The sequence below is a fragment of the Pseudomonas gorinensis genome (assembly GCF_042015035.1).
GTDB lineage: Bacteria > Pseudomonadota > Gammaproteobacteria > Pseudomonadales > Pseudomonadaceae > Aquipseudomonas > Aquipseudomonas gorinensis.
The window spans coordinates 6,730,004-6,744,390 of the sequence record NZ_CP167125.1 but is presented as its reverse complement, the minus strand read 5'-3'; the positions used below and the strand labels follow the sequence as shown (position 1 = coordinate 6,744,390).

11 protein-coding genes are annotated in these 14,387 nt (G+C 61.0%); 8 read left to right on the top strand and 3 right to left on the bottom strand.

Annotation, left to right across the window (positions count from 1 at the left end; all coding sequences use genetic code 11):
• Window positions 1–2: 2 nt before the first annotated feature.
• Together AB7933_RS30905 and AB7933_RS30900 are read right to left on the bottom strand one after the other, a co-directional pair.
• On the bottom strand, window positions 3–818 hold the full coding sequence (locus AB7933_RS30905) for a nitrilase-related carbon-nitrogen hydrolase (RefSeq protein ID WP_024077788.1): 816 nt from the start codon (window positions 816–818) through the stop codon (window positions 3–5).
• Entirely contained in the window at window positions 815–2,260 is a 1,446-nt protein-coding gene (locus tag AB7933_RS30900) for a purine-cytosine permease family protein (RefSeq protein WP_041161038.1), read from the bottom strand. The genes AB7933_RS30905 and AB7933_RS30900 overlap by 4 nt, the downstream gene beginning before the upstream one ends.
• A 277-nt stretch (window positions 2,261–2,537) precedes the next feature.
• Between AB7933_RS30900 and AB7933_RS30895 the strand changes: the two genes are divergently transcribed.
• Entirely contained in the window at window positions 2,538–4,355 is a 1,818-nt protein-coding gene (locus AB7933_RS30895) for a flavin monoamine oxidase family protein (RefSeq protein ID WP_024077786.1), read from the top strand.
• A 103-nt stretch (window positions 4,356–4,458) separates the two neighbouring features.
• Here the strand turns inward: AB7933_RS30895 and AB7933_RS30890 are convergent, their stop codons facing one another.
• The gene (locus tag AB7933_RS30890; RefSeq protein ID WP_003176549.1) at window positions 4,459–5,499 is read right to left on the bottom strand and encodes a threonine aldolase family protein; all 1,041 of its coding nucleotides are present in this window, start codon (window positions 5,497–5,499) and stop codon (window positions 4,459–4,461) included.
• 90 nt (window positions 5,500–5,589) lie between these two features.
• Here AB7933_RS30890 and AB7933_RS30885 point away from each other — a divergent pair, with 90 nt between their 5' ends.
• The 7 genes from AB7933_RS30885 (at window position 5,590) to purU (ending at window position 14,329) form a co-directional block, all read left to right on the top strand.
• Window positions 5,590–6,318 carry a TraX family protein gene (locus tag AB7933_RS30885; RefSeq protein ID WP_041161037.1) on the top strand — a complete coding sequence of 243 codons (729 nt, stop codon included), beginning with the start codon at window positions 5,590–5,592 and terminating at the stop codon, window positions 6,316–6,318.
• A gap of 256 nt (window positions 6,319–6,574) precedes the next feature.
• A complete protein-coding gene (glyA, locus tag AB7933_RS30880) occupies window positions 6,575–7,828 on the top strand; it encodes a serine hydroxymethyltransferase (protein WP_024077784.1) in 1,254 nt (417 codons plus the stop codon).
• A gap of 22 nt (window positions 7,829–7,850) precedes the next feature.
• On the top strand, window positions 7,851–9,101 hold the full coding sequence (locus AB7933_RS30875; RefSeq protein ID WP_010207084.1) for a sarcosine oxidase subunit beta: 1,251 nt from the start codon (window positions 7,851–7,853) through the stop codon (window positions 9,099–9,101).
• A 156-nt stretch (window positions 9,102–9,257) separates the two neighbouring features.
• On the top strand, window positions 9,258–9,560 hold the full coding sequence (locus AB7933_RS30870; protein ID WP_024077783.1) for a sarcosine oxidase subunit delta: 303 nt from the start codon (window positions 9,258–9,260) through the stop codon (window positions 9,558–9,560).
• Window positions 9,557–12,574 (top strand): sarcosine oxidase subunit alpha, encoded by a 3,018-nt coding sequence (locus tag AB7933_RS30865; RefSeq protein WP_024077782.1) that lies wholly within the window; start codon window positions 9,557–9,559, stop codon window positions 12,572–12,574. The genes AB7933_RS30870 and AB7933_RS30865 overlap by 4 nt, the downstream gene beginning before the upstream one ends.
• A 122-nt stretch (window positions 12,575–12,696) precedes the next feature.
• A complete protein-coding gene (locus tag AB7933_RS30860) occupies window positions 12,697–13,329 on the top strand; it encodes a sarcosine oxidase subunit gamma (protein WP_024077781.1) in 633 nt (210 codons plus the stop codon).
• A 142-nt stretch (window positions 13,330–13,471) separates the two neighbouring features.
• The gene (gene purU, locus AB7933_RS30855) at window positions 13,472–14,329 is read left to right on the top strand and encodes a formyltetrahydrofolate deformylase (protein ID WP_024077780.1); all 858 of its coding nucleotides are present in this window, start codon (window positions 13,472–13,474) and stop codon (window positions 14,327–14,329) included.
• Window positions 14,330–14,387: the final 58 nt, after the last annotated feature.

Below are 14,387 nucleotides of genomic sequence, written 5' to 3'. Positions count from 1 at the left end.
GCTCAGTACAGCCCCGGCCGACGATCCCGATGAACATGGTTGTGGTCGCTGATTGACTTGTTCCTGGCCTGTGCCAGTGGCAGGTCGGCCACCCATTGTTGTTCCATCGGCTGGGAGGCTGCTCCGGCCAGCGGGTAGCCATCGGCGTCGACGATGACCGAACCGCCTACCCAATTGACGCCACGTTCTTCGCCATAACGGTCGCACGCAGCGATGAACATGCGGTTGACCGCCGCATTGGCCTGGACCCGCACGATCTCTGCCGGCCGTTCACCCACGGGGCGCGGGCCGTCCGGCCAGTTCACCGGGGCGCAGAGCAGGTCGGCTTCCGCCAGTGCTGCCAGGCGTACCCACTCCGGCAGTTCCAGGTCGTAGCAGATCATCATGCCGATCCGCCCGACGGCGGTGTCGACCACCGGAGGCGGCGCATCACCGGCGGTGAAGATCAGTTTTTCGCGGTCCCACAGGTGCGCCTTGCGATACACCGTCAACCGCCCGCTGGGTTCGACCAGCGCGGCACTGTTGGCTACGCGTCCCGCGCTCAGGCGCTCGCAGAAGCCTGCGACGATGATGATCCCCAGCGCTTGCGCGAGGCTTTTCCACAGGCTCAGGGTCGGACCGTCGCGTGTCTCGGAGGCCTCGTGGGCTTCCTCCAGGTCCGTGAACATGTAGCCGCTCTGAACCAGCTCAGGCAGGACGATCACCTGCGCATTAAGGCTGGCCGCTGCGCGAATCGAGCGCTCGGTCAGCGTCCGGTTGTAGTGGGTATCGCCGATACGCGGCGCCAGTTGATGACAAACCACGCGTAGCAGGGTCACGACAGGTCTCCTTCCAACGCTCGCTCACTGGCTTGCACGGCCCGCGCTTCGGCGGCGTGGTCGAGGTGGCGGCTCATCATGCAGTAGACCATTGCCGAGACCGCCAGGCCGACGACGAACGCAACATCGGCGCCGCCCAGCATCACGCTGATCGGTCCTTGATAAAAACCCAGCGACATAAACGGAATCATTGCCGCCAGGCCGAGGAAATAGGCAATGAGCCCGGCGCTCGACCAGCGCCCATAGATACCGGCCGGGTTGAAAATGTCGCTGATTGCGTAGTGCCCTTTTCGTATGGCATAGAAATCTGCGAGGTTGACGGCTGTCCAGGGCACCAGGAAATACAGCATCAAGAGGACGAAGGTGTTGAAGCTGTTCAGGTAGCTCTCGGGGATACTCAGGGCAATCACAAAAATCACCACGGCCACCAGGCTGATCCCAACGATGCGGCTCCTGATCCGCGGCTTGATCGGTACAAAACCGTCAATGGCACTGATCCCGGTGAGCATCGCGCCGTAGCAGTTGACCGCCATGATGCCGACCAGCGCGGGTACTGCGATCAACACGGTAAAGGTGCCAAACCCCGGAAGCAGTTGGTTGCCCACGGCCTGTACGCTGCCGATGGCGTCGGGCGAGGGCAGCGCCGAGGCGAGGAAGGCCCCCAGCGACATCAGCCACAGCGCCGAGCCGGCGGCCCCCAGGTAGGTCCAGAAGATGACGCTGCGCGACGGCGTGTTATGCGGCAGGTAGCGCGAGTAATCCGAGACGTAGACGGCGTAGCTGATCTGGTAACCCGCGGCGGCTGAAAGCTGGATCAGAAAGGCCGACCAGGAAAAATGTGCGTCGACCACCGCGGTGTCGGCCTGCAGGTACATCACGGCGGCGACCGTGAGGACCGCGAACACGCTGATCATCACGTAGGTCAGCCAGCGTTGCACAGTGTGCAGGAGGTCGTGGCCGATCACGGCGATCACCACTGCCAGGATGATCATCAAGGCGTACCACGGTGCACGGTTGCCGGGCAGCACGGTATTGATGGCGTCGGTCGCCAGGATCACGTTGAACACGTTAAAGCCGATGTACACGAACACCACGGCGATAAAGGGCACGATGGCCCCGCGCAGGCCGAACTGTGCCCGCGACTGGATCATCTGCGGCAACCCCATGCGCGGCCCCTGGTTGGCATGGAACGCCATGGCAAACGTGCCCAGGCACACGCCGATGACTATCGCCAGGATCGCGTACACCAGGCTCAGCCCCAAGGCGGCGCCGGTAAACCCGGTGACCAGGGTGGTCAGTACGAAGTTACCGGTGAACCAGAACGGCGCCTGATGCCAGACCTTGCCGTGGCGCTCATTGCGCGGCACGTAGTCAATGGAACGGGTTTCGATTTTCAGCGTGGCGGAGGGCGGGGCAGCCGATCGGTTGGAGGGCGCGTTCATAGGCATCACGGTCTGTTTTTATTAAGTGAGGCTACGAAGAGTCTTGTAACTAAAAAGACAATTGAATCGCTATTCGCAAATAATCACTTCACGAATTTCTGAACTGATTGCCTGAAGCCTGCTGACACAAGGCTTGTATGACGCATCAGTTTTTTATTCCCAAGTGATATAGAGACATTTCCTACAACTAACTACGCTGAGCATCTCAGCCGTCGTATTCGCCCTTCGCATTGAAGCAGTAGGTGGACGTCCTCATTTCATGCCAAGGATGATGACCATGTCTGCTATTCCCTCTCGCAGTAAAGGTGCAGCGCGCTTGCTTGCCAACGATGTCACTGCACTGATTCCAGACTTTCCTTTTCATTACGCCCGGTTTCTTGAGACGGCCGCCAGTCAGGGCACGCCGCTGGCGCGGGTATCCCACCTGGCGTATGGCAGCCAGGTATTGATCGTCGGGGGCGGGGTCGCCGGCCTGGTGACGGCCTATGAAGTCATGCGCATGGGGTTGCACCCGGTGGTGGTAGAGGCCAGTGATCGCATCGGTGGGCGACTGTATTCCCATGTGGCAGGTAATCCGCAAGATCCGGATAACAGTGTCATCTGCGAGCTGGGTGCCATGCGCTTTCCTGTTTCAGGCAAGGCGTTGATGCACTATTTCAACAAAGTTGGCATGACGGCCCGCTCGACCGATTTTCCCAATCCGGGGTCGGCGTTTACCCCCAGTACGGTCGTCGACTATCAGCAGCAACAGGTCTATTACGAACGCGATAACCTGCCGCCTGATTACGCTGAGATCGAGGATAAGTTATTCAACGTGTTTCTTGAGCAGAACCCGATCAAGTTCACTGAGATGGAAACGGCAATGTCCGAGGGCAGCCTGGATCAAGCCAAGATCAAAGCCCTGTGGAACGCGATCCTTGATGCGGGTTGGGACAACCTCAGTTTTTTTGCTGCGATGGTCGAGCAGGCGGGTTGGAGCCGCGAAGATATCGATCTGTTCGGCCAGATCGGCTTCGGCACAGGCGGTTGGAACACCGATTACCCGAACTGCTTCCTGGAGGTGTTACGGGTGCTGTATACCGGGCTGGATACCAACCACAAGCTGATGTACGACGGCTCCAGTGAGCTGCCAAACCGACTTTGGACGCGTGCCCCGGAGACTTTTGGCGACGCTATGGTTCATTGGCCTGCGGGTACCACCGTCCGAGGCCTGACCACCCAGGTCATCGCTCAGCCTTTGAAGCAGGAAGTGCGGCAGATCCTGCGGCGGCCGGATGGCAAATTCGACGTGTGGGTGTTTGATCATCATCTGGCAGGCGAGCGCCAATACACCTTTCCTGCCGTGGTCTACACCCCTCAAAAGCGGATCCTCGATAAATTCCGTTATATGGACGGCGCTGCCCGCTTCAATCAGATGAATGACCTGTTATCCCCCAAGGAATGGGAAGCGGTGATGTACACCCATTACATGCAGTCGGCAAAAATCTTCGCGCAAACCAAACGACCGTTCTGGACCGACGTGGGCGTGGATTTGCAGCACAAGATGAGCGTGACGTTGTCGGACCGAATCACCCGTGGCACCTACCTGCTGGACTACGGCCGCAGCGAAGGGCCTCACAGAGGCAGTGGCATGTTTTTGTCTTACACCTGGAATGACGACAGCCTCAAATTCCTGGGTGATCGCAGTGCGCCGCTGCCGTCTCATGTGCAGTTATGCACAAGCTTGCTGGATAGCGTGTACGCCCCTCATCAGTTGAACCTGGCGGCTGAGTTCGGCATGACCAATCCCTTTGTCGAGATCAACTGGGAAGAGCAGCCGTTTTTCCTGTGCGCGTTCAAAATGAACCTGCCGGGACAATACGAGTACCAGCGCTTGCTGTTTTCCCAGTTCATGAACGGTGTGTCGAGTGGGCAACCCGATGGGTTCATTCTCGCCGGGGACGATGTTTCCTGGACGGGGGGCTGGGCGGAAGGGGCGGTAACGACGGCCTTGAACGCCGTAAATAAACTGGCGGTGCACTTCAACGGTGGGACCTTGCTCACCAACCGCGGCCCCATTGATGAATGGCAAGCGCTTCAGCCCAAAGCCTTGTGAGCATAGGTGTGTGAGTGAGGTGCGGGAGCGATAGGCGCGCAAGTGGCTCCAGCTGCGCGTCGCAGGTCATGAGGCTGCGACGCGGGCTTGCGCGGCCGTCGTTTCAGGCACCCATGACTTCGCGAATATCCGCCGCCAGTTCGCGCACGCGTTCTTCTTCGGTATCCCACGCACACATGAACCGTGCGCCGCCTTTGCCGATAAAGGTGTAGAAGCGCCAGCCCTTGGCCGTCAACGCTGCAATCGCCGGTTCCGACAGTTGCAGGAACACGCCGTTGGCCTGCACCGGGAACATCAACTCCACGCCGGGAATATCCGCCACCAGGCTGCTGAGCAACTGCGCGCAGTGGTTGGCGTGGCGTGCGTGTTTGAGCCAGGCGTCGTTTTCCAGCAGGCCCACCCAGGGGGCGGAGAGGAAGCGCATCTTCGAGGCCAGTTGGCCGGCCTGTTTGCAGCGGTAGTCGAAGTCTTCGGCCAGCTTGTGGTTGAAGAACAGGATGGCTTCACCCACGGCCATGCCGTTCTTGGTGCCGCCGAAGCACAACACGTCCACCCCGGCTTTCCAGGTCAGGTCGGCGGGTGAGCAGCCGAGAAACGCACAGGCGTTGGAAAAGCGCGCGCCGTCCATGTGCAGGTTCAGGCCGAGTTCCTTACAGGTGGCGCTGATGGCGCGGATTTCTTCCGGGGTGTAGACGCTGCCGACTTCCGTCGCCTGGGTCAGGGTCACTACGCGCGGTTTGGGGTAATGGATGTCCTGGCGCTTGAGGGCGATCTCGCGGATCGATTCCGGGGTCAGCTTGCCGTTTTCAGTGCGGGCAGTGAGCAGTTTCGAGCCGTTGGAGAAAAACTCCGGTGCGCCGCACTCGTCGGTTTCGACGTGGGCGGTTTCCGAGCAAATCACGCTATGGTAGCTCTGGCACAGCGAAGACAGCGCCAGGGAGTTGGCGGCGGTGCCGTTGAAGGCGAAGAATACTTCGCAGTCGGTTTCGAACAGGTTACGGAAACCGTCGGCGGCGCGGTGGGTCCATTCATCGTCGCCATAGGCGCGCTGGTGGCCGTGGTTGGCTTGTTCCATGGCGGCCCAGGCTTCCGGGCAGATGCCGGAATAGTTGTCGCTGGCGAATTGCTGGCTCTTGTCGGTCATGGCCCATTCCTGTGGTCGATGTTGGTGCGCACTTTAACCAAGATTGTCGGGCGTGCGCACGCACTGTAAATGCAAAGTCACTGGGGAATTATGCACGGTACTGAAACGATGGCTGTCGGACGTGTCCGTGATGGCGCTTTGGATTTGCTCAAGTGGCTGGCGCTGCTGTGCATGGTGCTCGATCACCTGCGCTACGTCGGCCTGAGCCTGGATGGCCTGTATGTACCAGGACGCCTGGCGTTCCCGTGGTTTTGCCTGGCGATTGCGGCGAATCTGCATCGGGTCAGGAACGCCCCCGTGACCGGCCAGTGGCGCTACCTGGGTTGGTTGTTGCTGTTCAGTGTGATCAGCGAAGTGCCGTACCGGATGTTTATCGACGATGCCGATACGTTGAATGTGCTGCCGACCCTGGCCTTGGGGTTGCTGGTTGCCCGAGGATGGCAGCAGAAGGCGCTGGCTGATCGAGGATTGGCGCTGATCGCTGTCACGATAGCCGCGGTATTTTCGACGCAGTTAATGTTCGGTTTCTTTGGTGTGTTGCTGCCACTGGCGATGCTGTTGGTGTTTCGCAGGCCTTGGTATTTCAGCCTGTTGCCGGGCCTGGTGTGCGTGGCCGCCAACCAATGGCAGATCCTGCTCGATAGCGGCACGCCGGTGGCGCTGATGGGGTTGGCGGCGTGCCTGATTGCGCCGTTGGCGGGATTGGTCCTGTTGCGACATGCCCGCAGCGCCTCGCCGCCAGCCATGCGCCGCTGGGCCTATTCCCTCTATCCCCTGCATTTCCTGCTGCTGCTACTCGTCCGCAAGATCATCGCCTGACCTCCTGTAGGAGCGAGCTTGCTCGCGAAAAACGTCAACGATTATGCGGATTGCCTGAATGAATACCGCGCCCTCAGGTTTTTCGCGAGCAAGCTCGCTCCTACAGGGGCCAGGGTCATTTGCAGGCAATGTCGTAAACGCACCTTTGCGTGGCGTCCGTAGGCATTTGACCTGCCTGCGCCAGCCCTACCATCGCATCAAAGGGCTATGCCACCGTGCACGGGCCTCAACAATACGAAAGGCTGGGAGAGACGCGATGTTCAGCAAGAAAGACCAGATCCAGGGTTATGACGATGCACTGCTGGCGGCGATGAATGCCGAGGAGCAACGTCAGGAAGATCATATCGAGCTGATCGCGTCGGAGAACTACACCAGCAAGCGCGTCATGGAAGCCCAGGGCAGCGGCCTCACCAACAAATACGCCGAAGGCTACCCAGGCAAGCGCTACTACGGTGGTTGCGAGCACGTGGACAAGGTCGAGGCCCTGGCCATCGAGCGCGCCAAGCAGCTGTTCGGCGCCGATTACGCCAACGTACAGCCGCACTCCGGCTCCTCCGCCAACAGTGCGGTTTACCTGGCGCTGCTGAACGCCGGCGACACCATCCTCGGCATGAGCCTGGCCCACGGCGGCCACCTGACCCACGGCGCCAAAGTGTCGTCCTCGGGCAAGCTGTACAACGCCGTGCAGTACGGCATCAACACCGACACCGGCCTGATCGACTACGACGAAGTCGAGCGCCTGGCCGTAGAACACAAACCGAAGATGGTAGTGGCCGGTTTCTCCGCCTACTCCAAGACCCTGGATTTCCCACGTTTTCGCGCGATCGCCGACAAGGTCGGGGCGCTGCTGTTCGTCGACATGGCCCACGTTGCTGGCCTGGTCGCCGCTGGCCTGTACCCGAACCCGCTGCCGTACGCCGATGTGGTCACCACCACCACCCACAAGACCCTGCGCGGTCCCCGTGGTGGTTTGATCCTGGCCAAGGCCAACGAAGAAATCGAGAAGAAACTCAACGCTGCCGTATTCCCCGGCGCCCAGGGTGGCCCGCTGATGCATGTGATCGCCGGCAAGGCGGTGTGCTTCAAGGAAGCCCAGGAGCCAGGCTTCAAGGCCTACCAGCAACAAGTGATCGACAATGCCCAGGCCATGGCCAGCGTGTTTATCAAACGCGGCTACGATGTAGTGTCCGGCGGCACCGATAACCACCTGTTCCTGGTCAGCCTGATCCGTCAGGGCCTCACCGGCAAAGAGGCGGACGCCGCCCTTGGTCGCGCCCACATCACCGTCAACAAGAACGCCGTACCGAACGACCCGCAGTCGCCGTTCGTGACCTCGGGCCTGCGCATCGGCACCCCGGCGGTGACCACGCGCGGTTTCAAAGTGCCGCAGTGCATCGAGCTGGCCGGCTGGATCTGCGACATCCTCGACAACCTCGGCGATGCCGACGTCGAGGCCAACGTGGCCAAGCACGTGTCTGCCCTGTGCGCTGATTTCCCGGTTTATCGCTGAGCGCGGTTTTGGAGTAATGACTATGCAACGCTACTCGGGCTTCGGCCTCTTCAAGCACTCACTCAGCCACCACGAAAACTGGCAGAAGATGTGGCGCACGCCGACCCCTAAAAAGGTCTACGACGTGGTCATCGTCGGCGGCGGCGGGCATGGTCTGGCAACCGCCTACTACCTGGCCAAAGAGCACGGCATCACCAACGTGGCCGTGGTCGAGAAAGGCTGGCTGGGCGGCGGTAACACCGCGCGCAACACCACCATCGTGCGCTCCAACTACCTGTGGGACGAGTCGGCGCACCTGTACGAACACGCGATGAAACTGTGGGAAGGCCTGTCCCAGGACCTGAACTACAACGTGATGTTCTCCCAGCGTGGCGTCTACAACCTGTGCCACACCCTGCAGGACATCCGTGATTCCGAACGTCGCGTCAGCGCCAACCGCCTTAACGGCGTGGATGGCGAGCTGCTGAATGCCAAGCAAGTGGCCGACGAGATTCCGTACCTGGATTGCTCGAAAAACACGCGCTACCCGGTACTCGGCGCCACCGTGCAACGTCGCGGCGGCGTGGCCCGTCACGATGCCGTGGCCTGGGGCTTTGCCCGTGCGGCCGACGCCCTCGGCGTGGACTTGATCCAGCAGACCGAAGTGATCGGCTTCCGCAAGGAAAACGGCGTGTGCATCGGCGTGGAAACCAACAAGGGTTTTATCGGCGCCAAGCGCGTCGGTGTGGTCACCGCGGGTAACTCCGGGCACATGGCATCCCTCGCCGGCTTCCGTTTGCCGATCGAATCCCACCCGCTGCAAGCGTTGGTGTCGGAGCCGATCAAGCCGATTATCGACAGCGTGATCATGTCCAACGCCGTGCACGGTTACATCAGCCAGTCCGACAAGGGCGACCTGGTGATCGGCGCCGGTATCGACGGTTACAACGGCTACGGCCAGCGCGGCTCGTACCCGGTGATCGAACACACCATCCAGGCCATCGTCGAGATGTTCCCGGTGCTGTCGCGGGTGCGCATGAACCGCCAGTGGGGCGGTATCGTCGACACCACCCCGGATGCCTGCCCGATCATCTCCAAGACCCCGGTGCCGAACATGTTCTTCAACTGCGGTTGGGGTACCGGTGGCTTCAAGGCTACCCCAGGCTCAGGCAACGTGTTTGCCGCCAGCCTGGCCAAAGGTGAGATGCACCCATTGGCTGCACCTTTCTCCATCGACCGTTTCCACAACGGTGCATTGATCGATGAACATGGCGCTGCAGCCGTCGCCCACTAACAAAGCGCCATGAAAACTACTGCGCTCGGCAATACTGCGTTGAAAACAGGCTCGAAATGCTCACTTAGTAAACTAAGCTCCGCTTTCTCCCCTGTTTTCGCCTTGTCTTGCCTTCGCTCGCTACGTTTTCAAGGCGCTTGAGAGGAGAAATTCCCTATGTTGCATATCTTCTGTCCTCACTGTGGCGAACTGCGCTCCGAAGAGGAATTCCACGCGTCCGGCCAAGCGCACATCCCGCGCCCGCTGGACCCGAACGCCTGCACCGATGAAGAGTGGGGCGACTACATGTTCTTCCGCGATAACCCGCGTGGGTTGCACCACGAACTGTGGATTCACGCCGCCGGTTGCCGCCAGTATTTCAACGCGACCCGCGACACCGTGACCTACGAAATTCTTGAAACCTACAAGATTGGCAGCAAGCCGCAATTCACCGCCAAGGCTTCTGGAGAGAAGGTATGAGCCAGATCAATCGCCTGTCCAACGGTGGCCGGATCGACCGTAACAAAGTCCTGACCTTCAGCTTCAACGGCCAGAGCTACAAAGGCTTCGAAGGCGACACCCTGGCCGCTGCATTGCTGGCCAACGGCGTCGACATCATTGGCCGCAGCTTCAAGTATTCGCGCCCACGCGGCATCTTTGCCGCCGGGGCCGAAGAGCCGAACGCGGTGCTGCAGATCGGTGCCACCGAAGCCACCCAGATTCCCAACGTGCGAGCCACGCAACAGGCGCTGTACCAGGGGTTGGTTGCCACCAGCACCAACGGCTGGCCGAGCGTGAACAACGACATGATGGGCATTCTTGGCAAGGTCGGCGGCAAGCTGATGCCGCCGGGTTTCTACTACAAAACCTTCATGTACCCGCAATCGTTCTGGATGACCTACGAGAAGTACATCCGCAAGGCTGCCGGCCTTGGCCGCTCGCCGACCGAGAACGATCCGGACACCTACGACAACTTCAACCGTCATTGCGACGTGCTGGTGGTCGGCGCCGGCCCTGCTGGCCTGGCGGCTGCACTGGCCGCCGCGCGCAGCGGTGCCCGCGTGATCATCGCCGATGAGCAGGAAGAGTTCGGCGGTTCCTTGCTCGACTCCCGCGAAAGCCTCGACGGCAAGCCCGCCACGGAATGGGTCGCCAGCGTTATCGCCGAACTGAAAGCCCTGCCGGACGTGGTGCTGCTGCCCCGCGCCACCGTCAACGGTTACCACGACCATAACTTCCTGACCATTCACGAGCGCCTGACCGACCATCTCGGTGACCGTGCACCGATTGGCCAGGTGCGCCAGCGCATCCACCGTGTGCGTGCCAAGCGTGTGGTCCTGGCGACCGGTGCGTGTGAGCGTCCGCTGGTGTACGGCAACAACGATGTACCGGGCAATATGCTCGCCGGCGCGGTCTCCACCTACGTGCGCCGCTACGGCGTGGCACCGGGCAAGAAACTGGTGCTGTCGACCAACAACGATCACGCCTACCGCGTTGCCCTGGACTGGTTTGACGCTGGCCTGCAGGTGGTCGCCGTGGCCGATGCCCGTCACAACCCACGTGGCGCGCTGGTGGAAGAAGCGCGCGCCAAAGGCATTCGTATCCTCACTGGCAGCGCCGTGATCGAGGCCCGTGGCAGTAAGCACGTCACCGCCGCTCGGGTGGCTGCCATCGATGTGAAAGCCCACAAAGTCACCAGCCCCGGCGAGTGGCTGGACTGCGACCTGGTGGCCAGCTCCGGCGGCTACAGCCCGGTGGTCCACTTGGCCTCGCACCTGGGCGGCAAACCGACCTGGCGTGAAGACATCCTCGGTTTTGTACCGGGCGAAGCCCCGCAGAAACGCGTGTGCGTCGGTGGCATCAATGGCGTCTACGGCCTTGGCGATTCCCTGGCGGACGGTTTTGAAGGCGGCGTGCGCGCGGCCAGCGAAGCCGGCTTTACCCCGGTGGAAGGCACGTTGCCCAAAGCCTTGAGCCGTCTTGAAGAGCCGACCCTGGCGCTGTTCCAAGTGCCTCACGAGAAAGCTACCGCACGGGCACCGAAGCAATTTGTCGACCTGCAGAACGACGTCACCGCCGCCGCCATCGAGCTTGCTACCCGCGAGGGTTTCGAGTCGGTCGAGCACGTCAAGCGCTACACCGCGCTGGGTTTCGGCACCGACCAGGGCAAGCTGGGTAACGTCAACGGCCTGGCGATTGCCGCGCGCTCGCTGAACGTGACCATCCCGCAGATGGGCACCACCATGTTCCGTCCCAACTACACGCCGGTGACCTTCGGCGCGGTAGCGGGCCGTCACTGTGGGCATATCTTCGAGCCGGTGCGCTACACCGCGCTGCACGCCTGGCACGTTAAAAACGGCGCCGAATTTGAAGACGTCGGCCAGTGGAAACGCCCATGGTACTTCCCACGCAATGGCGAAGACCTGCACGCCGCCGTGAAACGTGAATGCCTGGCCGTGCGCGACAGCGTCGGCCTGCTGGATGCCTCCACCCTCGGCAAGATCGACATCCAGGGCCCGGATGCGCGTGAGTTCCTCAACCGCATCTACAGCAACGCCTGGACCAAGCTCGACGTGGGCAAGGCGCGCTACGGCCTGATGTGCAAGGAAGACGGCATGGTCTTCGACGACGGCGTCACCGCCTGCCTTGCCGACAACCACTTCCTGATGACCACCACCACCGGCGGCGCGGCTCGCGTACTCCAGTGGCTGGAAATCTACCAGCAGACCGAATGGCCGGACCTGAAGGTGTACTTCACCTCGGTCACCGACCACTGGGCGACCATGACCCTGTCCGGCCCCAACAGCCGCAAGCTGTTGGCGGAAGTCACCGACATCGACCTGGACAAGGACGGCTTCCCGTTCATGACCTGGAAGGAAGGCTTGGTTGGCGGTGTGCCGGCGCGGGTGTTCCGTATCTCGTTTACCGGTGAGTTGTCGTACGAAGTCAACGTGCAGGCCGACTACGCCATGGGCGTGCTGGAGCAAATCGTCGAGGCGGGCAAAAAGTACAACCTGACCCCGTACGGCACCGAAACCATGCACGTACTGCGTGCCGAGAAAGGTTTCATCATCGTTGGCCAGGACACTGACGGCTCGATGACCCCGGACGACCTGAACATGGGCTGGTGCGTAGGCCGCACCAAACCGTTCTCGTGGATCGGCTGGCGCGGCATGAACCGTGAAGACTGCGTGCGCGAAGAGCGTAAGCAACTGGTGGGCTTGAAGCCGGTCGATCCAAAAGTGTGGCTGCCGGAAGGCGCGCAGTTGGTGTTCGATCCGAAGCAGGCGATTCCGATGAAGATGGTTGGCCACGTCACCTCCAGCTATGCGCATAACTCCCTGGGTTATTCGTTTGCGATGGCGGTGGTCAAGGGCGGCTTGAAGCGCATCGGTGAGCGGGTGTTCTCGCCGCAAGCGGATGGCAGTGTGATCGAGGCGGAGATCGTGTCTTCGGTGTTCTTTGACCCGAAAGGCGAGCGGCAGAACATCTGATAGACCGAGTCGCCTGCATCGCAGGCAAGCCCCCTCCCATAGGGAATGCATTCCAAATGTGGGAGGGGGCTTGCCCCCGATGAGGCCAGAACAGTCACCACAGAATTCAAAACAGGTGCTTTATGACAGCAGCCAATGTTTACCAACAACGCCCCACCACCGGCGCCAAGGCCGAGTCGTCGCTGCACCATGCCGACCTCGCCAGCCTGGTCGGCAAGGGCCGCAAGAACGCCGGCGTGACCGTGCGTGAAAAGAAACTGCTCGGCCACCTGACCATCCGTGGCGACGGCCATGACGCCGCCTTCGCCGCTGGCGTACACAAAGCCCTGGGCATCGAGTTGCCTGGTGCCCTGCAGGTCATCGTCAAAGGCGAAACCAGCCTGCAATGGCTCGGCCCGGATGAGTGGCTGCTGGTCGTGCCCAGCGGTGAAGAATTCGCCGCCGAACAAAACCTGCGTGCTGCGCTGGGCGACCTGCATATCCAGGTCGTCAACGTCAGCGGCGGCCAGCAGATCCTCGAACTGAGCGGCCCGAACGTGCGTGATGTGCTGATGAAGTCCACCAGCTACGACGTGCACCCCAATAACTTCCCGGTGGGCAAGGCGGTGGGCACGGTGTTCGCCAAGTCGCAACTGGTGATCCGCCATACCGCTGAAGACACCTGGGAGCTGGTGATCCGTCGCAGCTTCTCGGATTACTGGTGGCTGTGGTTGCAGGACGCCTCGGCTGAATTCGGCCTGAGCGTTCAAGCCTGATATGACCCTGTAGGAGCGAGCTTGCTCGCGAAAAACGTCAACGATAACGCGCGCATCCTGAATGAACGCGGCGCCCTTGGATTTTTCGCCAGCAAGCTCGCTCCTACAGTAAGCAGCATCGCTGTATGAGGAGTTAACTGTAATGAGCCGCGCACCCGATACATGGATTTTGACTGCCGACTGCCCCAGCGTGCTCGGCACGGTGGACGCGGTCACCCGCTACCTGTTCGAGCAGGGCTGTTACGTGACCGAGCACCACTCGTTCGATGACCGCCTCTCGGGCCGATTTTTTATTCGCGTGGAATTCCGTCAGCCCGACGGGTTCGACGAGCAGGCGTTTCGCGCCGGCCTGGCCACGCGCGGCGAAGCCTTTGGCATGATCTTCGAGCTGACGGCGCCGAACTACCGGCCAAAAGTGGTGATCATGGTCTCCAAGGCCGATCACTGCCTGAACGATCTGCTGTACCGCCAGCGGATCGGCCAACTGTCGATGGACGTGGTCGCGGTGGTGTCCAACCACCCTGATTTGAAACCGTTGGCCGACTGGCACCAGATTCCCTACTACCATTTCCCTCTCGACCCGAACGACAAACCGTCCCAGGAGCGTCAGGTGTGGCAAGTGATCGAAGAGACCGGCGCCGAACTGGTGATCCTTGCGCGCTACATGCAAGTGCTGTCGCCGGAGCTGTGCCGCAAGCTGGATGGCAAGGCGATCAATATCCATCACTCCTTGTTGCCGGGGTTCAAGGGCGCCAAGCCGTATCACCAGGCGTACAACAAGGGGGTGAAATTGGTCGGCGCCACGGCGCATTACATCAACAACGATCTGGACGAAGGACCGATCATCGCCCAGGGCGTGGAGGTGGTGGATCACAGCCACTATCCCGAGGATTTGATTGCCAAGGGGCGCGATATCGAAGGGCTTACCTTGGCCCGGGCGGTGGGGTATCACATTGAGCGGCGGGTGTTTCTGAACGCCAATAGGACGGTGGTGCTCTGACTGACGCCAATCGGGGGCAAGCCCTCTCCCACATTTGGAATGCGGTCGAATGTGGGAG